This window comes from Ralstonia sp. A12, from assembly GCF_000801955.1.
Lineage (GTDB): Bacteria > Pseudomonadota > Gammaproteobacteria > Burkholderiales > Burkholderiaceae > Ralstonia.
Genome location: NZ_JSZO01000008.1, coordinates 260,454 through 281,814, shown reverse-complemented (window position 1 = coordinate 281,814; position 21,361 = coordinate 260,454). Strand labels below are relative to the sequence as shown.

The following is a 21,361-nucleotide window of genomic DNA, read 5'->3' as shown; positions in this document are numbered from 1 at the left end:
TGGTCACCAGCCGCTGCCGGAACTGCGTCTGCGTGAACCATCACAACGGAACGGCCTTCGGGTAGCCGGTCTGGATCTACGAGGGGAGCAGACGATGTCACTGCGTGGCGAGTCGACGTTTGGGGAGAGCCTGTTCATCAAGCCGGCACCACGCTGGCCGGAACCGGTTGCGCCGGCGATAGAGCTGGCAAGGGTCAAGATCGCGGTGGTGGGTCTGGGCTATGTCGGTGCACCGCTGGCGGTGGCGTTCTCGCGGCACTTTGCGGTGTCCGGGCTCGATATCGATGCCGCACGCGTGGCCGAGCTGGGCGAAGGACACGACCGCACCAATGAGCTGACCAGCAACGAACTGCTGGAAGCTGCTGCGCGCTTCACCACGGATGCCACTGTGCTGGGCCAGGCCGACGTGATTGTCGTGACGGTGCCCACGCCGGTGGACCACGCCCGCGTGCCCGACCTCAACCCCGTGATGCAGGCGTCCATTTCGGTGGGCAAGCACATGAAGCGTGGTGCGCTCGTCGTCTACGAAAGCACGGTCTACCCTGGCGTGACGGAGGAGATCTGCATTCCGCTGCTGGAGCGCCACAGTGGCCTGAAGCATCTGAAGGATTTCCACGTCGGTTATTCGCCCGAGCGCATCAACCCTGGGGACCGCGTGCACACCCTGACCACGATGACCAAGATCGTGGCCGGCGACACACCCGAGACGCTTGACGCGCTGGTGCGCCTATATGGCGCGGTGACGCAGGTGCATCCGGCCAAGAGCATCAAGGTGGCGGAGGCCGCCAAGGTGCTGGAAAACACGCAGCGCGACGTCAACATCGCGTTGATGAACGAGGTATCGCAATTGCTGGCGGCGCTGGGCGTGGACACGCACGACGTGCTGGCTGCTGCGCGCAGCAAATGGAATTTTCTCGACTTCCGCCCGGGTCTGGTGGGTGGGCATTGCATCTCGGTCGATCCGTATTACCTGACGCACAAGGCGGCGTCGTGCGGCTTTAATGCGAGCCTGATCCTGGCCGCACGTGAAACCAACGACAGCATGTCGCAGTTCGTGGTCGACCAGCTCATGCGGCGCATGACGCAATGTCATCTGCTCGGGCCGCAGACCGTCGTCACCATCCTCGGCACCACCTTCAAGGAAGACGTGCCGGACATCCGCAATTCCAAGGTGGCCGACATCGTGAAGAAGCTCGGCGCGCTGGGCATTCGCGCGCAGGTTGTCGACCCCTTTGCCAACAGCGACGAGGTGGCGCACGAATACGGCTTCCGCCTCACGCGACTGGCCGATGCTAAGCCGGCCGATGCCATCGTGCTGGCCGTGCCACACACGGAGTACCGCGAGGGCGGGTGGGCGCTGGTGGAATCGCTCGCCAGGCCTGGTGCGCCATTCGTGGTGAGCGATCTCAAGGCCGTGCTCGACCGGGATACGTGCCCGGATCGCGCAGTGCTGTGGCGTCCCTGACTTCGGTCTTTCGTTTCTTCCTTTCGTGGTTCGCCTGTCATGGATGCCTATCTGCTGCTGACGCTTTCGCTCGGCTGGGTGCTGTCGGCCCTGTTGTATCTGGTTCCGCTGCTGTGCGTGATTTTTTGGCGCAAGGAGACGTTTCTTGCGACGGATTACGCCGTGCAGCGCCGCGTGTCGGTGCTGCTGCCTTGCTTTAACGAAGGCCCGCACGCCTACGACACGATTAAGAGCATCAGCGAGTCGAACTATCCCGCCGGATTGCTGGAGATCGTTGCCGTGGATGACCACTCCACCGACGACAGTTGGGAGTGGATTCAGAAAGCGCAGCGCGACTTCTCTGGCGCAGTGAATATCGCCGCCTATCGGCAGCCCGTGAACAAAGGCAAGTACGAGGCGCTGAACCGTGCGGCCAACATCGCAGCCGATGCAGAGATCTTCATCTGCATCGACAGCGATTGCACCTTCCACCAGGATGCGGTGCGCGAGTTGGTGGCGTCGTTCACCTCGGACAGGATTGCCGCCGTGGGCGGGCATGTGCGCGTGAGCAACGTCAACGAGAACCTCGTCACCAAGACCCAGGCAACGGTGTACTTCTACGCCTACAAGGTGATGAAGATGTTCCAGAACCGCCTGCGCAACGTGACGTGCATCAGCGGTTGCCTGTTTGCCATCCGGCGTGATGCGTTCTTCGAGATCGAGGAAGACGTCAAGGCCTGCAACTTCCTCGGCGCCAAGTTCTCTGCCGGCGAAGACCGCTACATGACGCACCTGCTGATGCTGCGCGGGTACCAGACCGCGGTGAACCTCGATGCCATCTGCTGGACCGAGGTGCCGACCACCTTCCGCAAGTTCTTCACACAGCAATGGCGCTGGCGCCGCAGTGGCACGCAGGACTACCTGCTGACGCTGCGTTCGCTGGGTCGGCACGCGCGCAACGTGCATCCGCTTTCAGCCATGAACCTGATCCTGCCCGAGACCGTGAACTACCTGATGCTGTTCACCTTCGTCTTTGCGCTGGCATCGGGCAACGCGCTGGAGTGGATCGTGTCGCACCAGGTGTTCACGTACACCGTGTTCGCCCCGTTCTTGATGGGTGTGCATTTCTGGGCCAAGCGGTGTGCGCCCGATCAGGCGGTGGAGGGTGGTCCGCTGCCATTGCTGCCGTTCATCGCGGCGTGGGCGCTGGCGGGCACCGTCACCTGCGCAATGATGGCCATTTTCACGATGGACTCAAGCAGTTGGGGCACACGCGTTTCCAAGCAACCGGAAGAACCTGCAGGTACCGCGGAGGACGGCGCCGCAATTGAAGGCATGCAGCCGCAGCAGGGCTGACACATACAAAAACAAATCGAACGGACCGACCTCACGAGAGAGGCGGCCCGGGGGAGCTCAGACCATGTCTCATCGTTCAATGCGCTGGAAGGGCGCGGTGTTGCTTGCGCTATCGGTGTTGCCGATGCTCGCCTCGGCGGGCGAGGCCGATCTGTTCTGCGAGCTATCGGGCGTGCAGGCCGATGCGGAATCGAAGGTGCTTGACGCCCCCTATGCGTTTGTCAACGTGGGCAACCCGTCCATCTCGAACAAGGTTGTGTCAGCCGGCGTGAGCAAGAGCCTGTCGCAGGCACGCCGTGCGGGGTTGGTGCACGAGCGGGCGGCGGCTGAATGCGAGGCCTATCGCTCGGGCCTGGCGCTCAAGGAATCGGTGGACGGTGTGCCCGCGAAGATTGAACTGCGCTCGCTAGCAGCGCGGCAGCAGGGGTTGGCGCAAGCGCTGCAATCTGCCGAGCGCAACCTTGCCACGGAGCAGACCCTGCTGGCGAGCAACGACGCCACGCTGGCCGATTTCACCACTGCGCTGCGCCTGCGCGACGGTATTGCGATGGACTTGGCTGCACTGCGCCAGCGTGAGGCAGAACTTGCCACCGCCGCCGAGCCGGCACGGCAGCCGTTGCGCGAGCTGGTGAGCCAGAACGCCACCGCCCAGGCGCGTGCCGCGCAACTGGCTTCGCGCGTGAGTGCCACGCTAGGCTGGGATGTGACGATCCTGGCCGGCATGCGCCACGATTTCACGTCGGGATCGCAGTCACCGTTCGTCGGGCTCACGGCGTCACGCAGCTTTGGCTATGACGCTTCGGTGCGCGCGTCCGATCGCGTGGGTGAGCTCACAGCCAAGCTGGTTGCAGAGCAGCGCGACGGCGCGTACCAGCAGGTCCAGCGCATGCGGCAGTCGCTGGAAGGCGTGCTGCATGCCGAGATGCTGCGTCAGCGCAGCCTGGAACAGCGCAACACGGCCATCCACACCATGATCGAACGTACCCAGGACGTCGATACCAACGCCTCGCGCCGCCTGCTGCGCAACATGTCGGTAGAGAGCCTGACGACCTCGGCAGAGCTTGCCGCCAGCAATGCGCGCATTCATGACATCGACGCCTGGCTCAAGGCCAATCCCGACTTCAACTGATTCCGACTTCACCAACCTGCGGGGCACCTCAGATGATTGCCGCCTTCTCCAACTACTTTCAGTCGAAGATGCTTGTTGTCTATCGGCTGGCCTCCTTCTTCGTGCTGATTGCCATCATTGGCGGCATCTTCGGCTACATCGCGCTGCTGTTCTTCTACTTGCAGAGCACAAGCTGGGGCGCGCCGCTGGTGATCTCGCCCGCCCAGGAGCGCGTGCTCTCCTATCAACCGCAGGTGGCGCAACTGCGGGCGCAGCTCGACAAGCAACGTGCCGATCTGGCTGACCTTACAGCGCAGCTCGCGGTCAAGAAGGAGGGGTTGCAGGCGCTTGATGCACTGATTGCCCGCACCACTGAGGCGCAGCAACGCCAGATCGAGAACATGTCGCATGTGTCGAAAAATCTCGGGCGCCTGGTGAGCCTCAAGTCTGTCGACATTGCTGACAGCGAGCGCGCGCACACGCAGCTCAGGAGCATGATGGCCTCGACCGACGCAGAGCTGCGTGCGGGCCTGATCTCTAAAGAAGACGCAGCGGCGCGCATGGTGACGCTGCAGTCTTCCGCCAACGCGCTAACGGATTCGAAGATCGCCGCGGTGCAAGTGGGCGTGAACTCGACGCAGAGCCGCGCGGTGATGTCGACGTTGGGCGGCGCGGCGGATGATCTGCAAACCATGACCACGCTGGCGCAGACACAACAGATGATCTTCTCGCGCATGCAGCTCAAGGCCGAGATTGATTCGGCCCAGGCAAACCTGGTCGTGCTGGGGGCGAGCATCAAAGAGTCGGAGCGCATTCTGACGGTGGCGATGCGCTCGCCGTACTACAAGGCGCTCACGCAACCGGTGTCGGTGGCCTTTGTGCCGTACGAAAACATGGAGCGTGCCAAGGCGGGTGAGCCGGTCTATGACTGCGTCCTGCAGATCTTCCTGTGCAAGCAGGTGGGCAAGGTCGCCGCCACCTACGAAGCCGAGGAATATGCCAAGCACCCGCTGTTCCGCTACGACCTCAAGGGCAAGCTGGTGGAGGTGATCTTTAACGATCCGGCGTCGAGCACCAGCCGCGTGGTCTTCTTCGGCCGCAAACCGCTGCTTCTGTGAGGCCCGCCATGCTACGTCGTCTGTTTTGCTTGTTGGCCTGCCTCGCATGCGCATGTACGGTAGCCACCGCCCGGGAGATCGAGTTTTCCGGCCAACGCTGGGTGGTGCGCTCGTCAGGCGGGCAACTGAGCGGGCCGGGTCCCAACGTGTTCTCGGATGGTCTGGATGCCGTGCGTGTTGATGAGCAAGGGCGCTTGCACATGGCGATCGTCAAAGCTGCGCAGGGCTGGCATTCCGCCGAGGTGACGCTTTCCCGACCGTTGGGCTACGGCACCTATGCGCTGGATGTGGAGACCAATCCGTTCGGCATGGACCGTCAGGTGGTGTTCGGCTTTTTCAGCTACAGCAGTGCGCCGGAGCAGGCGCATCGCGAGCTGGACGTCGAGCTGTCGTACTGGGGCCGCGAAGGCGAATCAAACAACGCCCAGTTTGTCGTGCAGCCTTCTGGCAGCCCGGACACCTTGCGTCGGTTCAACGTCAATCACGGGCGGGTGACGTATCGCATCCGTTGGGAGCGGGGGCTGGCGGAGTTCAGTGCCACCGCAGCCGATGGCACGGTACTGCAGCACTGGTCCCGCACAGCGGGAGTGCCCGAGGTGGGCGACGCGCGCATCCAACTGAACCTGTGGCTGTTCCAAGGCAAGCCGCCGCAGAACGGGCAACCGGTGGAATTCATGGTGCGGGCGTTCCGCTTTACGCCAAGTGCGGCAGGGGGCAGCCGTCCACTCAGTGGATCACAGCCGTGATGGCGCTCCAGAAGCTGGCGTTCTCCGCGCCCAGCACCCACATCGATACACCAGCCAGGTTCAGCGTGTTGGCCATGGCGGCCTTGGTCTGCAGACCTTGCGCGCTTTCGTACCAGACTTCGTGCGCGCTGCCGTCGGCGGCGGTGTAGTTGAAGTGGGCCGATTGCGTGGTGGCATCCCACTGGGTTGTCGCACCCGTGGTGGTGATCAACGCAGGGATGTCTTTGAACGCAACCGAGGTGCCAGTGTTCCGTGTGCGATTCCAGTCATAACCATAAGCGGGTAGGCCAAGCAGCAGCTTGGTTGCAGGCACGACGCCCACGGCGTATTGCAGCGAAGCGAGCATCCAGTCGCTGCCGGCAACCGGGCCGGGGTGACCGCTCGGCACGTGCTCGTCGTAGGTCATGACCTGGATGAAGTCGGCACTCTGACCAAGTGCGGCGTAGTCGTACGGCCACGTCCAGGTGTTGCCGATGGAGTCTGCGGTCTTGGCTGGCAGGCTCAACATGAGCGTGGAATGGTTGGCATGCAGTTGCGCAGCCAGATCCGCGACGAAGCTGGTGTAGGCGTCACGATCCGTTGTGTATAGGCCTTCAAAGTCGAGGTTGATGCCGGCCAAGTTTTGCGTCTTGGCCAGCGCAATGATGTTCTGCAACGTTGCCGCCCGGTTGGTGACGAGTGCGCCGTGTGCGATGGCCGGATCGAAGTCTGTGCCGAAGTTGGTGATGCAGGCATACGAAAGTTTGCCGGCTGCCTGGTTGTTCGAGAGCAGTGTCGCGGGCAGTGTGCCGGTCAAGCCACCGTTGACATCAACGCGAATCACGTCCACCGAAATGGCGTTGACGGGCGTGGCGGCACTCATGGCCGATGCCATCGAAGTGGTGCTGCCGAGCGCGAACCCAAGCAATACCTTGGGCGCCGCCGCGGTGGTTTTGGCGGACGTTGGGGTGGTGGCGGCAGGCGTGGAGCTGCCCGTGGTCGCGGCTCCGTCGCCTCCTCCGCAACCAAATAGCAGAAGTGCGGCGCACGCCGCGCTGATCAGACCGACAACCTTCATTTGAAACCCCGTTCGTGTTTTGTGTTCTCTCGGGGTTTATCGGTCTGGTGCGCGCAACCTTGAGACGTCTACGTCTCATCCATATGCCCTAGGGATGAGGTGTGAAGTCAGGTGTTTGAATCGCTCGTGAGAACGGCCACGCGGCAGGCGCGAAGTCGCCTGCGGTGGGCGGCTTGGCTTTGCAATGGCCTCGATCAACGTCAAAGCGTCGATCAACGCAGCATCAGTACACCTGACTGGTCGGCCGAAACAGCACCTCGTTGATGTCAACGGCCTCAGGTTGGCTCATCGCAAACACCACCACGCGTGCAAACGAATCGGGTGAAATGGCCCGTTCGTACACCGCATGCACGCCGGCCGCGACGTCGGGGTCGGTGATCGTCTGCGTGAGTTCGGTTGCCACGGCGCCGGGGGAAACAATGGTCGTGCGGATATTGTGCGGTTTCACTTCCTGGCGCAGTCCTTCGGAAATCGCCCGGACAGCGTGTTTCGTTGCCGCGTAGACCGCACCCCCTGGGCCGACCTTGTGGCCGGCAACCGACGACACATTGATGATGTGCCCGTGCTTTTGCCGAATCATGTGCGGCAGCGCGGCTGCAATGCCATAGAGCACGCCTTTGATATTCACATCGATCATGCGATCCCATTCATCGACGTGAAGCTTCTCCAGCATGGAGCTCGGCATGAGCCCCGCGTTGTTGATCAGGACGTCGATGCGGCCGTGCAGTTTCACGGCGTGATCGACGAGGCGCTGAACATCAGCGCGGCGCGTGACATCGGTTTGGACGATGGCTGCGTTGCTGGGGCCGATGTCGCGTGCCAGGTTTTCCAGCCTGTCTACACGCCTTGCACCCAACACGAGCTTGGCGCCGAGCGCCGCAAGCTGTCTGGCAGCCGCCTCACCGAGGCCGCTGCTCGCCCCGGTGATGACGACCACGTTGTCTTTGATGTTGTCCATTTTGGCAATCGCTCCAATTTCCTAAAGGTGTGACGGGTCGTAGCCCGGCTTTTGGTACAGCGTGTCCCACTTGTCGAGGATGTCGGGTTGATACACATCCTTGACCCAGGCGGACGGCTGGACGACTTCAATGTCCACGGAAACAGACGCTGTTCCATAGCCGAGGGTGCGGGTGACGGCCTGCGTGATCTCGTCGGAAAGCTGCTGCTTCTGCTGCTCCGACTTGCCCGGCCAACACTTCACGATGACGTGCGGCATCGTTGCTTCCTGTCGTGATCAGTGCGATGCAATCGCGCCGGGGTACTGCGCGTCGCTGACGTGTTCAAGCCAGTCGACAACCTTGCCGTCGAGCGCTTCCTGGATCGCGAGATGGGTCATGGATGTGTCGGCAGACGCGCCGTGCCAATGCTTGACGCCAGCGGGAATCCACACCACATCGCCCGGGCGGATTGCTTCGAGCGGGCCGCCCCAACGCTGCACAAAGCCGCAGCCGGCGGTGACGATCAACGTCTGGCCGAGCGGGTGTTCATGCCACGCGGTGCGTGCACCCGGCTCGAATGTCACGCTGCCACCCGAGGCGCGCGCCGTGTCGTTGGCCGGGAACAGTGGGTCCACCCGAACGCTGCCCGTGAACCAATCGCCCGGTCCCTTGATGGAAGACACGCTCCCGCAACGCTTGATTTCGATTTCCATTTCTGGCTCCTGTTTTGACGTGTGCAACGCAACCGATGGGTGAACTTTACGGACAGATCGGTCCCCCTGGTAGTCGCTATACTTCGCAAACCGATATGAGCCAGATTCATGATGTCGACCATTGATCTGAACGTTTTGCGGGCATTTTTTGTGGTCGCGCGCGAGCGCAGCTTCACCCGGGCGGCGGCGCAGCTTGGCGTGTCGCAATCCGCGCTGAGTCATTCGATGCGGGGTCTGGAGGAGAGGATCGGGTTGCGATTGCTGACGCGGACGACCCGTGGCGTTTCCCCGACCGAGGCCGGCGAACGTCTGTTGTTGAACGTCGGGCCGTACTACGAGGGGATCGAGGCGGAGCTGGAGTCGCTGAGTGTGCTGCGGGACAAGCCGGCCGGGTTGATCCGCATCTCGGCCCACGATCATGCGGCCGATACCATCCTCTGGCCAAAGCTCAAGGCGGTGCTGCGGAACTACCCCGACATCTCGGTCGAGATCAACATCAACTACGGCATGGTCGACATCGTCGCGGAGCGCTTCGACGCTGGTGTGCGCAGCGGCGACCTGATCGCGCAAGACATGATTGCCACGCGTATCGGTCCGGATTTCAAAATGGCGGTGGTGGGTTCACCCGACTATCTGGTGTCGAACGGTAGGCCGGCCACGCCGCGTGATCTGGCGGCGCATCAGTGCATCAACCTGCGGCTTCCCACGCGCGGTGGTTTGTACGCCTGGGAGTTCGCCAAGAAGCGTCAAGCCTTGCACGTGAACGTGCACGGTCAACTGATCTTCAACACAACGCCTCAGATGCTTGAGGCAGCGCTGGAAGGATACGGACTGGCCTATGTGCCGCACGACCTGGCTGCACCGCATCTGGCCAAGGGGCGACTGTCGAGCGTGCTCGAAGAATGGTGCCCGACAGTGCCCGGCTATCACCTGTACTACGCAGGCCGGCGGCAAACGTCACCGGCCTTTGCGTTGATTGTTGAGGCGCTTCGGTATGTTGTGCCCTCGCCCTGATTAGATCAGGGTCGAATCATCATCCGAATAATCGCTGCCGCCCAAGTCGCTGTCATCGATCAGGCCAAGGCTATCGTCACGCGAGGCCGTGTTGCGATTGCCGCTGTCGCCGTCGTAGTAGTTGTTGATCACCGTTTCCGTGGTGCCGCCCATCAACGGCTGCTGACCAAAGAAGCCGCCACCGCCACTGTTGTGGTGGAACATGTTCTCGATGCCCTGGAACAGGAGTGCACCGCCTGCCACGCCCGCCGCTGTGGTGGCAACGCTGCCGAGCGTGCTGCCCAGGCCGCCGCTAAAGAAGCCCGAGCGCACGGGTTGCGCCGGGGCCTGTTGGGGCGATTGGGCCTGCGGCGGCATCTGCATGGGGGCGGCCTGCTGCGGAGCGTATGCGGGGTTGGGCGCGGCGCTGGTGCCGTGGCCGCCCCAGTTGTTGGCCGAATCCATGAACGACGTGCTGCGGCTGGCTTGTGCCGCCTGCAACTGGCTCTGTAGCGATGTGATCTGCGTTTGGGCCGATGCCAGCGCCTGGTCGAGCAGCATGGCGCGCTGCACGAGCAGGTAAGCGGCATCCGGCTGGCGGGCGGCGGCTTCCAGAATGCGGGCTTCGGCCTGCGGGTCTTTTGCCCCGGCGCGTGCTTGCGTCAGTTGGGCCAGGAAGTTTTCCAGGGCTTGCTGTTCTTGCGGGGACATGGCGCGGTTTCCTATTGGGGTGGGTGCGATGTGACCAAGTTAGGGGCGAAGTCTTAAACGAAAATTAAAGCCGGGCAGGTTCTTGTGTAACGGCCTGTAACCCTAGGCAGCGGGGCGGTACTGACTGGGGTTGGTGCCCGACACCTTGCGCATCAGGCGCCGCAGCGCGGTGGCATCTTCATAACCCACGGCTTCGGCCACGCGGTCGATGGTCATGCGGCTGGATTCGATCAGCATGCGGGCGCGGTTCAGGCGCACGCTCTGCACCAGTGCCAGGGTGCTTCTGCCGGTGGCTTCCTGCACGTGCCGCGACAGCGTGCGTTGCGACATCGCAAACGCATCGGCCAGTGCCTGCACGCTGGGCGGGTTGGGTAGTGCGGCTTCGATATGCGCCACCAGGCGGCCGATCAATGCGTTGCCGTTGGCCAGCATGGCGGGCACGACAAACGGTGCCTGCGCGTGGCGCCCGTCGATCAGCAACACGCGCCCGACGGCATCGGCAAGCGCCACGCCAAAGCGCGTGCGTAGCAGATGCAGCATCAAATCGGTTTGTGCAAAGGCGGCGCCTGCCGTGCTGACCGGGCCGTCTGCGCAGACCATGCGATCGGCGTCGACCGTGCAGGTAGGTTCCCGCTGCTGCAGCGTGGCAGCCAGCCACCACGAGGTCGTCACCCGGCGCTCTGGCAGCAGCCCCGCTGCCTGCAACAGAAAGACTGCCGAGCACGATGCCGCCACCTGCCCACCCGCTGCCACCTGCGCGGCAAGGGTGCGCGCTGCCCGCTGCGCATCCTCACGCGCCAGGCGTGCGGCAAGGGCGCCCACATCATCAATGCCGAGCCCAGGCACAACCCACGTGCTGCCATCGGGGCGGGGTCGCTTGGGCAAGGCGGTTGCGTCAACCTGCATGCCGCTGCTCAACCGTACGCTGGGTGCGTCGGCTGACAGCACACGCCACGTGGGGCGTGCCGCCTTTACGCGCGGCGCCAGTGTCGACGCTGCCTGCAGTACATCCAACGTGGCTGCTACGCTGGTGGCATACGCGCCGGAGAGTACGAGGATGGTGAAATCCGCCATGGCCAAATTTGCCTGAAAGATGTCGAAATCGACACTCGAAGTGTAGCGGCCGCGGGCGTTCAATGCAGGCATGCCCACCACACGCAAGGCCGCCCGCATGACACCGCCCAGCCCTCAAGACGACCGCCTGGAAGACTTCGCGCGCCGCCAGATCACGTTGGATGGCACGACCAAAACCGTGTACGTGGCCGGCACTGGCCCGGGCGTGATCGTCATGGCCGAGATGCCCGGCATCAGCCCGCACGTGGCGCGGTTCGCGCGCTGGGTGCGCGATGCGGGGCTGACGGTCTACATGCCGTCCTTGTTCGGCCGCGACGGCGCGGTGCCCGAGGCGGACGCCGGTGCGGAGGTCTTCCGGCACGCGTGCGTGAGTGCGGAGTTCCGCGCGTTTGCGGCCAACCAGTCGAGCCCGGTCACGCAGTGGCTGCGCACGCTGGCGCGGCTGGCCAATGCGGAGTGCGGTGGTCCCGGCGTGGGCGCCATCGGCATGTGCTTCACCGGCAATTTTGCGCTGACGATGATGTTGGAGCCGGCCATGCTGGCGCCGGTGCTGTGCCAGCCGTCGTTACCGTTGAACGCACCGGGCGGGATCGAGATTGCGCCGGAGGAGGTGGCCGCCGTGCGCCAGCGGCTGGAGCGCGAAGACCTGACCGTGCTGGCTTATCGGTTTGAGGGCGACCGCTTCTGCCGCGCCCAGCGCTTCGCGGCCTATGCCGAGGCGCTGGGTGATCGGTTCGTGGCGCGAGTGCTGCCCGACAGCGCCGCGCACCCGAACCCGCCGTCGTTCTTTGCCCAGCATGTGCCTTGCCCGCACAGCGTCGTCACTGCCCACCTGATCGACGCAGCCGGGGAACCCACGCTGGCGGCCCGCGACGAGATTCTGGCGTTCTTCCAACAGCGCCTGGCCTGAGTGGGGACTCACCTACTGCTGTGCGCCCGGCGCCGCTCGTCTGGTGTAAACCCCGGGGCCTCCATCCGAGCAAATTACTTTACAACTAAACTATTCATGACTAATGTAATACCGCATCGAACGCGGAGCCGTTGTCATGAAGATCGTCTGTATTGGTGGTGGGCCGGCTGGCCTGTACTTTGCCCTGCTGATGAAGCTGCAGGACCCGTCGCACGACATCACGGTCGTGGAGCGCAACCGGCCGTATGACACCTTCGGCTGGGGCGTGGTCTTCTCAGACCAGACGCTGGGCAACCTGCAGCGGGCGGATGCCAAGAGCGCCGCGCAGATCCTCGACGCCTTCAACCACTGGGACGACATTGAAGTCCACATCCGCGGCCAGGTGGTGCGCTCGGGCGGCCACGGCTTCTGCGGCATCGGGCGCAAGCGCCTGCTGAACATCCTGCAGGCGCGCTGCGAGGAAGAGGGCGTCAAGCTTGTCTTCGAAACCGATGTGCAAGATGACACGGCCTATGCCGACGCCGACCTCGTCATCGCCAGCGACGGCCTGAACAGCCGCATCCGCACCAAGTACGCCGCCACGTATCAACCCGATATCGACACGCGCCGCTGCCGCTTTGTCTGGCTCGGCACGCACAAGCTGTTCGAGGCCTTCACCTTTGCGTTTGAAGAAACCGAGCACGGCTGGTTTCAGGCGCATGCGTACCGCTTTGATGATGAGACCTCCACCTTCATCGTCGAGGCGCCCGAAGAGGTGTGGCGCGCGGCAGGGCTGGAGACGATGGAGAAGGAAGACGCCATCGCCTACTGCGAGCGCCTGTTCGCCAAGTACCTCGACGGCAACAAGCTGATCTCCAACGCCACGCACCTGCGGGGCTCGGCGCAGTGGATTCGCTTCCCGCGCGTGGTGTGCGGGCATTGGGTGCATACCAATGAACACAACACGCCGGTGGTGTTGATGGGCGATGCTGCGCACACGGCGCACTTCTCGATCGGCTCGGGCACCAAGCTGGCGCTGGAAGATTCGATTGAACTCGCACGCAGCATCAGCCAGTACCCCGGCGATCTGCGCGGTGCGCTGGAACACTATGAGTCTGTGCGCAGTGTGGAAGTGCTGCGCATTCAGAACGCGGCGCGCAACTCGACCGAGTGGTTCGAAAACGTGTCGCGCTACGCCAACCTGCCGACCGAGCAGTTTGCGTATTCGCTGCTCACGCGCAGCCAGCGCATCAGCCACGAAAACCTGCGCCAGCGCGACAAGCGGTATCTCGAATCGTTTGAAGACTGGATTGCTGAGCAGGCCGGTCTACCCAGCAGAAGCCGCGCACCTGACTACGGCCCGGTGCCGCCGATGTTCACGCCCTTTACCGTGCGCGGCGTCACGCTCAAAAACCGCGTGGTGGTGTCGCCCATGGCGCAGTACTCGTGCGAAGACGGTCAGCCCGCGGATTACCACCTCGTGCACCTGGGCGCGCGCGCCATGGGCGGCGCGGGCCTCGTGATGGCCGAGATGACCTGCGTGTCGCCAGATGCGCGCATCACCCCGGCATGCCCGGGTTTGTGGAACACCGAACACCGCGACGGCTGGGCGCGCATCGTGCAGTTCGTGCATGCCAACAGCGATGCGAAGCTCGGCATCCAGCTCGGCCACGCAGGCGCCAAGGGCTCGACCCGCGCGGCGTGGGACGGCATTGATCTGCCGCTGGAAGACGGCCACAACTGGCCGCTGATCTCCGCATCCCCGCAGCAGTATTTGGATGGCGTGAGCCAGTGGTCGCACGCCATGACGCGTGACGACATGGACCGCGTGCGCGACGACTTCGTCAACTCGGCGCGCATGGCTGCGGAGGCGGGTTTCGATTGGCTGGAACTGCACTGCGCGCACGGCTATCTGCTGTCGTCGTTCATCTCGCCGCTGACGAACCAGCGCAATGACGCGTACGGTGGCTCGCTGGAAAACCGGCTGCGCTTCCCGCTCGAAGTCTTCCATGCGGTGCGCGAGGTGTGGCCGCAAAGCAAGCCGATGTCGGTGCGCATTTCCGCGCACGACTGGGTGGAAGGCGGCATCACGCCGGACGATGCGGTGGAAATCGCGCGCGTCTTCAAGGCGGCGGGCGCAGACATGATCGACTGCTCGTCGGGCCAAGTCAGCAAGAAGGAGCAGCCGGTGTATGGCCGCATGTTCCAGACGCCGTTTGCCGACCGGGTGCGCAACGAGGCAGGCATCGCCACGATTGCCGTGGGTGCCATCTCCGAGGCGGACCACGTCAACAGCATCATCGCTGCCGGCCGTGCCGACCTGTGCGCCGTAGCGCGCCCGCACCTGGCCAACCCGGCCTGGACGCTGAACGAAGCCGCGCGCATCGGTTACCTCGACGTGGCGTGGCCCAAGCAGTACCGCGCGGGCAAGCTGCAGCTCGAACGCAACCTGGAGCGCGAGCGCGCCATGGCGGCGCAGGCGGCGGGGTTGTCTCCGCTGGAGCAGGCCAACCGCATGCAAGGGGTTTGAGATGCCGACACCAGCGATGCTCGCGGGCCGCCATGCCGTCGTCACCGGCGCAGGCCGGGGGATTGGCGCTGCGATTGCCGCGCAACTCGCGGCGCAAGGCGCCACGCTCACGCTGATGGGGCGAAACGCTGCTGTGTTGGAGGCGACCGCCAAGACGTTGCCGGATAGCGCCCGCGCGCAGGTCGTCACATGCGATGTGGCGGATGCGGCGAGTGTGTCGGCGGCATTCGAATCGGCGCGCGCCGGCCTTGGCCCGATCTCCATCCTCGTCAACAACGCGGGCCAGGCCGAGAGCGCACCGTTTGCCAAGACCACGCTCGACCAATGGCAGCGCATGCTGGCCGTGAACCTGACGGGCACGTTCCTGTGCACGCAGGCGGCGTTGGCGGATGTGCAGGCAGCAGGCCACGGCCGCATCGTCAACATTGCCAGCACGGCGGGACAGCGCGGTTATGCATATGTGTCAGCGTATGTGGCGGCCAAGCATGGGGTGATCGGCCTCACGCGCTCATTGGCGCTGGAGCTGGCCGCACGCGGCGTCACCGTCAATGCCGTGTGCCCCGGCTATACCGAAACCGACATCGTGCGCGAGAGCATCGACCGCATCGTCGCCCGCACCGGCCGCAGCACAGAAGAAGCGCTGGCCGAGCTGGTGAAGGGCAATCCGCAAGGCCGGTTGATCACGCCCGATGAAGTGGCGAATGCCGTGGTGTGGCTGTGCTCGGATGGCGCATCGTCCATCACTGGGCAGGCCATCTCGGTCTCCGGTGGGGAGGTGATGTGAGCAAGCCGCGCAAGACCGCACTCGCCACGCGCGTGTCTGGCTACCACGCCGTCGCACAAGCGCTGGGCGATGAACACATCGGCCTGGAAGCCCGAGCGCATGTGGATGACCACGTGGACGTGAAGATCTGGTTGCGCCTCTTGGCCTGCAGCACGCAGATCGAACAGCAGATCCGCCAGCGCCTGCGCACGCGCTTCAACACCACGCTGCCGCGCTTCGACTATCTGGCGCAGCTTGATCGCCACCCGGATGGCCTGCGCATGAACGTGCTGTCGCGCTACCTGATGGTGACCGGCGGCAACGTCACCGGCCTGACTGATCAGTTGGAGAAGGAAGGTCTGGTCAAACGCGAGTCGGACCCGGATGACCGCCGCTCCTTCCGCGTGCTGCTGACAGAGGCGGGCCGTAGCCATTTCGCCGAGATGGCTGCCGAACATGAACGTTGGCTGATCGAAATGTTCGAAGGCCTGGGTATGACCAACAAAGACGCGCTGTATGCGCAGCTCGGCCACCTGCGCGTGCATCTCGCACAGCGCGAGGCCGAGCTGGACGCCCGCGACGATCAACTTCAAACGAACACGACCAAATCATGACCGACCGCATTGACCCGGCCCTGTTGGCCGGCAACCGCCGCCCGCTCGCGGGCTACAAAGCGACGCATTTCAAGTGGAGCGTGGAAGGCGGCGTTGCCACCATCACACTCAACCGGCCCGAGCGCAAGAACCCGCTCACGTTTGATTCGTATGCCGAGCTGCGCGACCTGTTCCACCAGCTCAAATGGGCAGATGACGTGAACGCTATCGTGCTGGTGGGCGCGGGCGACAACTTCTGCTCCGGCGGTGATGTGCACGAGATCATCGGCCCGTTGGTGCAACTGAAGGCGCCCGAGCTGCTGATGTTCACGCGCATGACGGGCGAGCTGGTGAAAACGATGCGCGCGTGTCCGCAGCCGATCATTGCTGCCATTGATGGCGTGTGTGCTGGCGCTGGGGCCATCCTGGCGATGGCATCGGACTTGCGCCTGGGCACCGTGCGCAGCAAGACGGCCTTCCTCTTCAACCGCGTCGGCCTGGCGGGCTGCGACATGGGCGCGTGCGCCATCCTGCCGCGCATCATCGGCCAGGGCCGCGCGAGCGAATTGCTCTACACCGGCCGTTCGATGAGCGGCGAAGAGGGTGAGCGCTGGGGCTTCTTCAACCGCCTGTGCGAACCGGCCGAGGTGCTGGCGCAGGCGCAAGCGCTGGCCGCCGACGTGGCCGCCGGCCCGACCTTCGCCAATGGCATCACCAAAACGATGCTGCATCAGGAATGGACGATGACGATCGACCAGGCAATCGAGGCCGAGGCGCAAGCGCAGGCCATCTGCATGCTGACCGAAGACTTCTCGCGTGCGTACCACGCGTTCGTCGCCAAGCAAAAACCGGTATTCGAGGGCAACTGACATGAGCGACAAGGACTACCTGCAGTGGCCGTTCTTTGACGACAAGCACCGCCAACTCGAAGCCGAGCTGGATGCCTGGGCCACGAAGCACATCCCGCACGACCACGGCCCCGATGTGGATGCCGAATGCCGCGCGCTGGTGAAGCTGCTCGGCCAAGGCGGCTGGCTGCGCCACGCAGTGGGCGGCACGGCGCACGGTGGCGCGGGCGAGACCATCGACACACGCGCCATCTGCCTGATCCGCGAGACGCTGGCGCGCCATTCCGGCCTGGCTGACTTCGCCTTTGCGATGCAGGGGCTGGGCTCGGGCGCCATCTCGCTGCACGGCACGCCGGAGCAGCGTGAGCGCTATCTGACGAAGGTGGCGCGCGGTGAGGCGATCTCCGCTTTTGCGCTGTCTGAACCCGAAGCCGGTTCCGACGTGGCCGCCATGGCCTGCGCCGCGCGCGAAGACGGTACCGACTACGTGCTCGACGGCGAGAAGACGTGGATCTCCAACGGCGGCATTGCGGATTTCTACGTGGTGTTTGCGCGCACGGGCGAGGCACCGGGCGCGCGCGGCATCAGCGCGTTCATCGTCGAGGCCGGTACGCCGGGCTTCGAGATTGCCGAGCGCATCGACGTGATTGCGCCGCACCCGCTTGCGCGCCTGCGCTTCACCAACTGCCGCATCCCGGCCAGCCAACGCGTGGGCGCGGCGGGCGAGGGCTTCAAGGTGGCGATGCGCACGCTCGATGTGTTCCGCACCTCCGTGGCTGCCGCAGCGCTGGGCTTCGCGCGCCGCGCACTGGACGAAGCACTGACACGCGCCACCACCCGCAAGATGTTCAACGGCTTGCTGGCTGACTTCCAGCTCACGCAGGCCAAGCTCGCGCAGATGGCCACCGCCATCGACAGCGCCGCGCTGCTGACCTACCGCGCCGCGTGGCAGCGTGACCAGGGCCGCAACGTGACGCGCGAAGCCGCCATGGCCAAGATGACCGCCACCGAGAACGCGCAGCAGGTGATCGACGCCGCCGTGCAGATGTGGGGTGGCCTGGGCGTGGTGAGCGAGCAACCTGTGGAGCGCCTGTACCGCGAGATTCGCGCGCTGCGTATCTACGAAGGTGCGACCGAAGTGCAGCAACTCATCATCGCGCGCGAGTTGTTGCGGAACGTCAGCCCGGCGGCACCCGCCAAGCCCTGAACACGCCCTACGCCAGAGACGGAGAGCTCTCCATGCCCAGCGCCCATATCGACACCTTCGCCCGCGACCGGCTGCCGCCGGCGGAGCTGCAACCGGTGTATCGCTTCGACTTGCCGGCATTGCAGTTTCCGGCGCAGCTCAACTGCGCAACCCAACTGCTCGACCGTCGCGTAGCGGCAGGCGAGGGCGGCCGTCTCTGCATCCAGGCCCCCGGCATCCGTTGGACGTATGCGGATTTGCAGGAGCACGCCAACCGCATCGCCAACGTACTGGTGAACGAGATGGGCGTGGTGCCGGGCAACCGCGTGCTGCTGCGCTCGCCCAACAGCCCGATGCTGGCGGCATGCTGGTTTGCGGTGATGAAGGTGGGCGCGATTGCCGTGGCGACCATGCCGCTGCTGCGCGCCAAGGAGCTGGGGCAGATCATTGCCAAGGGCGAGATCGGCTTTGCACTGTGCGATGCACGGCTGATCGACGAGCTGAACGATGCGCTTAATGCGACCGATATGCAGGCGGCCAAGCCGGTGCGGGTTCTGCACTTTCACGATGACACGCCAGAAGGGTTGGAGGCCGCGATGGCGCGCCAGCCAACCACGTTCACCAATGTCGACACGGCCGCCGATGACACCTGCCTGCTTGCCTTCACCTCGGGCACGACCGGTGTGCCGAAGGCGACGATGCATTTCCACCGTGACATCCTGGCCATCTGCGCGTGCTGGCCTCCGCATGTGCTGCAGCCGCGTGCCGACGACATCTTCATCGGCAGTCCGCCGATGGCGTTCACGTTCGGACTGGGCGGCCTGCTGCTGTTTCCGATGAGCGTGGGGGCGTCGACGGTACTGCTGGAGAAGGCCTCGCCCAATGAACTGGTGGAAGGTATCCGTACCTTTGGTGCCACCGTGCTGTTCACCGCGCCTACCACGTACCGCACCATCGCCGCGCGTGGTGAAGAACTGCGCGCCACGCCGCTGCGACGCTGTGTGTCGGCGGGCGAAGCGCTGCCCGTGGCCACGCGCACGCTGTGGAAGCACGCCACTGGCATCGAGTTGATCGACGGTATTGGTGCGACGGAGATGCTGCACATCTTCATCTCCGCCGCCGATGCCGATGTGCGCCCCGGCGCCACCGGCAAGGCCGTCCCCGGCTACGTTGCGCGCGTGGTGGATGACCAAGGCAACCCTGTGCCGCCGGGCACGGTGGGCCGTCTGGCGGTGCAGGGCCCGACCGGCTGCCGCTACCTTGCCGACGACCGCCAGCGCGCCTACGTGCGCGACGGCTGGAACCTCACGGGCGACGCCTACGTGATGGACGACGAGGGCTATTTTCACTACCACTCGCGCACCGACGACATGATCATCTCGTCGGGCTACAACATCGCCTCGCCGGAAGTGGAAGACGCGCTGATGCAGCATCCGGCCGTGGCCGAGTGCGGTGTGATCGGCGTGCCGGATGAAGAGCGCGGCCAGATCGTCAAGGCGTTCGTGGTGTTGCATCCGGGCCATGAGCCAGGGCCGGAGATGGTCAAGATGCTGCAGGATTTCGTCAAGCAGACGGTGGCGCCGTACAAGTACCCGCGTGCCATCGAGTTTCGCTCGGCCCTGCCGCGCAGTGAAGTCGGCAAGCTGCTGCGCTACCGCCTGCGCGAGAACACCAAACCATGACGTATCACTTTGAGCGCACGACGCGCATCCGCTTTGCTCACTGCGACCCGGCCGGCATTGTGTACTTTCCGCAGTACCTCGTGCTGTTCAACGGGCTGGTCGAAGACTGGTTTACCGATGGCCTGGGCATCTCATATGCGCAGATGCTGGGGCCGCGCCGCATCGGCCTGCCCATCGTCAAGCTGGGCTGCGAGTTCAGCGCCATCAGCCGCATGGGCGACGACGTGCAGTTCAAGCTGAGGCTGGACCGGCTGGGTGGCAAATCGCTGTCACTGTCGCTCGACTGCTGGGCGGGGGATGAACAGCGCGTGCGCTCGCAGCAGGTGCTGGTGTTTACCGATCTCAATACGCATCGCGCCATTGCGGTGCCGCCGGATGTGCGGCAGGCGCTGGGCGAGTGCGTTCAACAATAAAAGGAACCCAATCATGCAAGTACTGCTTCCTCCCGGCTGGCCGCGCCCGAAAGGCTACGCCAATGGCGTATCCGCGCGCGGGCGCATGGTCTTCGTCGCAGGCATGATCGGTTGGGATGCGCAGGGCGTGTTCCATACCGATGACCTTGGCGGCCAGGTACGCCAGGCGCTGCAGAACATCGTCGAGGTGCTGGCCGAAGGCGGTGCCAAGCCCGAGCACATCGTGCGCATGACGTGGTACGTGACCGATAAGAAGGCCTACGTTGAGGCCTATCCGGAAATCGGCCGGGCCTTCCGCGACTTGATCGGCAGTTTCAGCATTGCGATGACGGCGGTGGAGGTGGCGGCGCTGGTGGAGGATCGGGCGAAGGTGGAGATTGAAGTGACGGCTGTCGTGCCGGACTAGCCGATGATCTCTGCTGACGGAGTACAAAAAAGTCTGGACCTGTACAAAAAAGTCCATACCAATACAAAAAAGTTTGTACCTGTACAAAAATGTCTGTACCAACCGCGGATTGGAGGGCTGTCGGCACCAGTCTGCTCTCCAAATCTGGTGCCAATGTCTCTCCATGTGACACCTAAGCGCGGAGGGATGGTATCAACCGTTGATGCGGATGGCCGCTTCTCTTGGACTGAGTATCACTATTGAAGTGAAGAGCGGTGTTGGGTTGTTTACTTACAGAGTTGTCGATGAACCGTCGACTGACGTTGGGGTGTTCCAACATCAATTGGCTGCCCTTGGGAAAGGGACGGTTGGCGAGAGGGGGGAGAAACGACGGGGCTACTTGTTAAGGCTGCCTTGCCGGCAGCAACTCAGAACTAGGGTGAAGCAGCGCACACCTGCGGCGCGGCATACCAGATGCTATAGCCGGTGTTTTTGCAGGAGAGTCGAGGGCTCGACTTTCAGTGCGACGGCGATGCGCTCAATGTTGTAGATGGTCACATTCTTTTCTGCGCGCTCAAGCATGCCAACGTAGGTCCGATGTATTCCGGCCCTCTCGGCAAGTTCCTCTTGAGACAGCCCGAGCGCAAGACGTTCGCGCCGAACATTGTCGGCGAATATGGTGACGAGACGGCAGTTCTGTGGCGCAACGGACATGCGGCAAATGTCGGCCGTTGCACACTATGATTCTACATACTATGATTGGCATATCCATTCGGCATGCAAGATGTCGAGCCTCAATAGCTACGGTTAGTTT

The 21,361-nt window shown here is 63.9% G+C and carries 23 protein-coding genes; 16 read left to right on the top strand and 7 right to left on the bottom strand.

Going from position 1 to position 21,361, the window contains the following annotated elements:
- The first annotated feature begins 94 nt into the window (after positions 1–94).
- The 5 genes from PI87_RS13125 to PI87_RS13105 all read left to right on the top strand — a co-directional run bounded on the left by PI87_RS13125 (position 95) and on the right by PI87_RS13105 (position 5,772).
- On the top strand, positions 95–1,465 hold the full coding sequence (locus tag PI87_RS13125) for a nucleotide sugar dehydrogenase (RefSeq protein WP_084209952.1): 1,371 nt from the start codon (positions 95–97) through the stop codon (positions 1,463–1,465).
- 39 nt (positions 1,466–1,504) lie between these two features.
- A complete protein-coding gene (locus tag PI87_RS13120; protein ID WP_039598117.1) occupies positions 1,505–2,800 on the top strand; it encodes a glycosyltransferase in 1,296 nt (431 codons plus the stop codon).
- Between the two features lie 64 nt (positions 2,801–2,864).
- Complete coding sequence (locus PI87_RS13115; RefSeq protein WP_157003125.1) at positions 2,865–3,929, top strand: hypothetical protein; 1,065 nt, start codon at positions 2,865–2,867, stop codon at positions 3,927–3,929.
- Between the two features lie 32 nt (positions 3,930–3,961).
- Positions 3,962–5,026, top strand: coding sequence for a hypothetical protein (locus PI87_RS13110; RefSeq protein ID WP_039598115.1), 1,065 nt, complete (start codon positions 3,962–3,964; stop codon positions 5,024–5,026).
- Positions 5,027–5,034: 8 nt separating this feature from the next.
- Positions 5,035–5,772, top strand: coding sequence for a hypothetical protein (locus PI87_RS13105; RefSeq protein ID WP_157003124.1), 738 nt, complete (start codon positions 5,035–5,037; stop codon positions 5,770–5,772).
- On the opposite strand, the gene PI87_RS13100 is transcribed toward PI87_RS13105, so the two are convergent.
- A complete protein-coding gene (locus PI87_RS13100) occupies positions 5,753–6,634 on the bottom strand; it encodes a glycosyl hydrolase family 18 protein (RefSeq protein WP_198139555.1) in 882 nt (293 codons plus the stop codon). The genes PI87_RS13105 and PI87_RS13100 overlap by 20 nt on opposite strands.
- On the opposite strand from PI87_RS13100, the gene PI87_RS29435 reads away from it, so the two are divergent.
- Entirely contained in the window at positions 6,633–6,833 is a 201-nt protein-coding gene (locus PI87_RS29435) for a hypothetical protein (protein ID WP_198139554.1), read from the top strand. The genes PI87_RS13100 and PI87_RS29435 overlap by 2 nt on opposite strands.
- A 219-nt stretch (positions 6,834–7,052) precedes the next feature.
- On the opposite strand, the gene PI87_RS13095 is transcribed toward PI87_RS29435, so the two are convergent.
- The 3 genes from PI87_RS13095 to PI87_RS13085 are packed head-to-tail and all read right to left on the bottom strand — an operon-like array spanning position 7,053 to position 8,474.
- Entirely contained in the window at positions 7,053–7,787 is a 735-nt protein-coding gene (locus tag PI87_RS13095; RefSeq protein ID WP_039598114.1) for an SDR family oxidoreductase, read from the bottom strand.
- 21 nt (positions 7,788–7,808) lie between these two features.
- Positions 7,809–8,045: a tautomerase family protein gene (locus tag PI87_RS13090; protein WP_039598113.1), complete on the bottom strand. Its 237-nt coding sequence runs from the start codon at positions 8,043–8,045 to the stop codon at positions 7,809–7,811.
- Positions 8,046–8,063: 18 nt separating this feature from the next.
- The gene (locus PI87_RS13085; protein WP_039598179.1) at positions 8,064–8,474 is read right to left on the bottom strand and encodes a (R)-mandelonitrile lyase; all 411 of its coding nucleotides are present in this window, start codon (positions 8,472–8,474) and stop codon (positions 8,064–8,066) included.
- A gap of 117 nt (positions 8,475–8,591) precedes the next feature.
- Between PI87_RS13085 and PI87_RS13080 the strand changes: the two genes are divergently transcribed.
- A complete protein-coding gene (locus PI87_RS13080) occupies positions 8,592–9,494 on the top strand; it encodes a LysR family transcriptional regulator (RefSeq protein ID WP_039598178.1) in 903 nt (300 codons plus the stop codon).
- Here the strand turns inward: PI87_RS13080 and PI87_RS13075 are convergent, their stop codons facing one another.
- Positions 9,495–10,184 carry a DUF2076 domain-containing protein gene (locus PI87_RS13075; RefSeq protein WP_039598112.1) on the bottom strand — a complete coding sequence of 230 codons (690 nt, stop codon included), beginning with the start codon at positions 10,182–10,184 and terminating at the stop codon, positions 9,495–9,497.
- A 102-nt stretch (positions 10,185–10,286) separates the two neighbouring features.
- Positions 10,287–11,258 (bottom strand): GlxA family transcriptional regulator, encoded by a 972-nt coding sequence (locus PI87_RS13070; RefSeq protein ID WP_039598177.1) that lies wholly within the window; start codon positions 11,256–11,258, stop codon positions 10,287–10,289.
- Positions 11,259–11,355: 97 nt separating this feature from the next.
- Here PI87_RS13070 and PI87_RS13065 point away from each other — a divergent pair, with 97 nt between their 5' ends.
- From PI87_RS13065 to PI87_RS13025, 9 genes are all read left to right on the top strand, one after another.
- A complete protein-coding gene (locus tag PI87_RS13065) occupies positions 11,356–12,168 on the top strand; it encodes a dienelactone hydrolase family protein (protein ID WP_039598176.1) in 813 nt (270 codons plus the stop codon).
- A 136-nt stretch (positions 12,169–12,304) separates the two neighbouring features.
- Entirely contained in the window at positions 12,305–14,677 is a 2,373-nt protein-coding gene (locus tag PI87_RS13060; protein ID WP_039598111.1) for a bifunctional salicylyl-CoA 5-hydroxylase/oxidoreductase, read from the top strand.
- 1 nt (position 14,678) lies between these two features.
- Positions 14,679–15,461 carry an SDR family NAD(P)-dependent oxidoreductase gene (locus tag PI87_RS13055; protein WP_039598110.1) on the top strand — a complete coding sequence of 261 codons (783 nt, stop codon included), beginning with the start codon at positions 14,679–14,681 and terminating at the stop codon, positions 15,459–15,461.
- Positions 15,458–16,054: a MarR family winged helix-turn-helix transcriptional regulator gene (locus PI87_RS13050; protein WP_039598109.1), complete on the top strand. Its 597-nt coding sequence runs from the start codon at positions 15,458–15,460 to the stop codon at positions 16,052–16,054. Before PI87_RS13055 ends, PI87_RS13050 begins: the two co-directional genes overlap by 4 nt.
- A complete protein-coding gene (locus PI87_RS13045) occupies positions 16,051–16,902 on the top strand; it encodes an enoyl-CoA hydratase family protein (protein WP_039598108.1) in 852 nt (283 codons plus the stop codon). Before PI87_RS13050 ends, PI87_RS13045 begins: the two co-directional genes overlap by 4 nt.
- 1 nt (position 16,903) lies before the next feature.
- Positions 16,904–18,088, top strand: a complete 1,185-nt coding sequence (locus PI87_RS13040) for an acyl-CoA dehydrogenase family protein (RefSeq protein WP_039598107.1) — start codon at positions 16,904–16,906, stop codon at positions 18,086–18,088.
- A 32-nt stretch (positions 18,089–18,120) separates the two neighbouring features.
- Complete coding sequence (locus PI87_RS13035; RefSeq protein WP_039598106.1) at positions 18,121–19,749, top strand: AMP-binding protein; 1,629 nt, start codon at positions 18,121–18,123, stop codon at positions 19,747–19,749.
- Positions 19,746–20,162, top strand: a complete 417-nt coding sequence (locus PI87_RS13030; RefSeq protein ID WP_039598105.1) for an acyl-CoA thioesterase — start codon at positions 19,746–19,748, stop codon at positions 20,160–20,162. Before PI87_RS13035 ends, PI87_RS13030 begins: the two co-directional genes overlap by 4 nt.
- A 13-nt stretch (positions 20,163–20,175) precedes the next feature.
- A complete protein-coding gene (locus PI87_RS13025) occupies positions 20,176–20,568 on the top strand; it encodes a RidA family protein (RefSeq protein ID WP_039598104.1) in 393 nt (130 codons plus the stop codon).
- Between the two features lie 456 nt (positions 20,569–21,024).
- Here PI87_RS13025 and PI87_RS13020 read toward each other — a convergent pair whose 3' ends face one another.
- Positions 21,025–21,261, bottom strand: a complete 237-nt coding sequence (locus PI87_RS13020; RefSeq protein WP_039598103.1) for a helix-turn-helix domain-containing protein — start codon at positions 21,259–21,261, stop codon at positions 21,025–21,027.
- Positions 21,262–21,361: the final 100 nt, after the last annotated feature.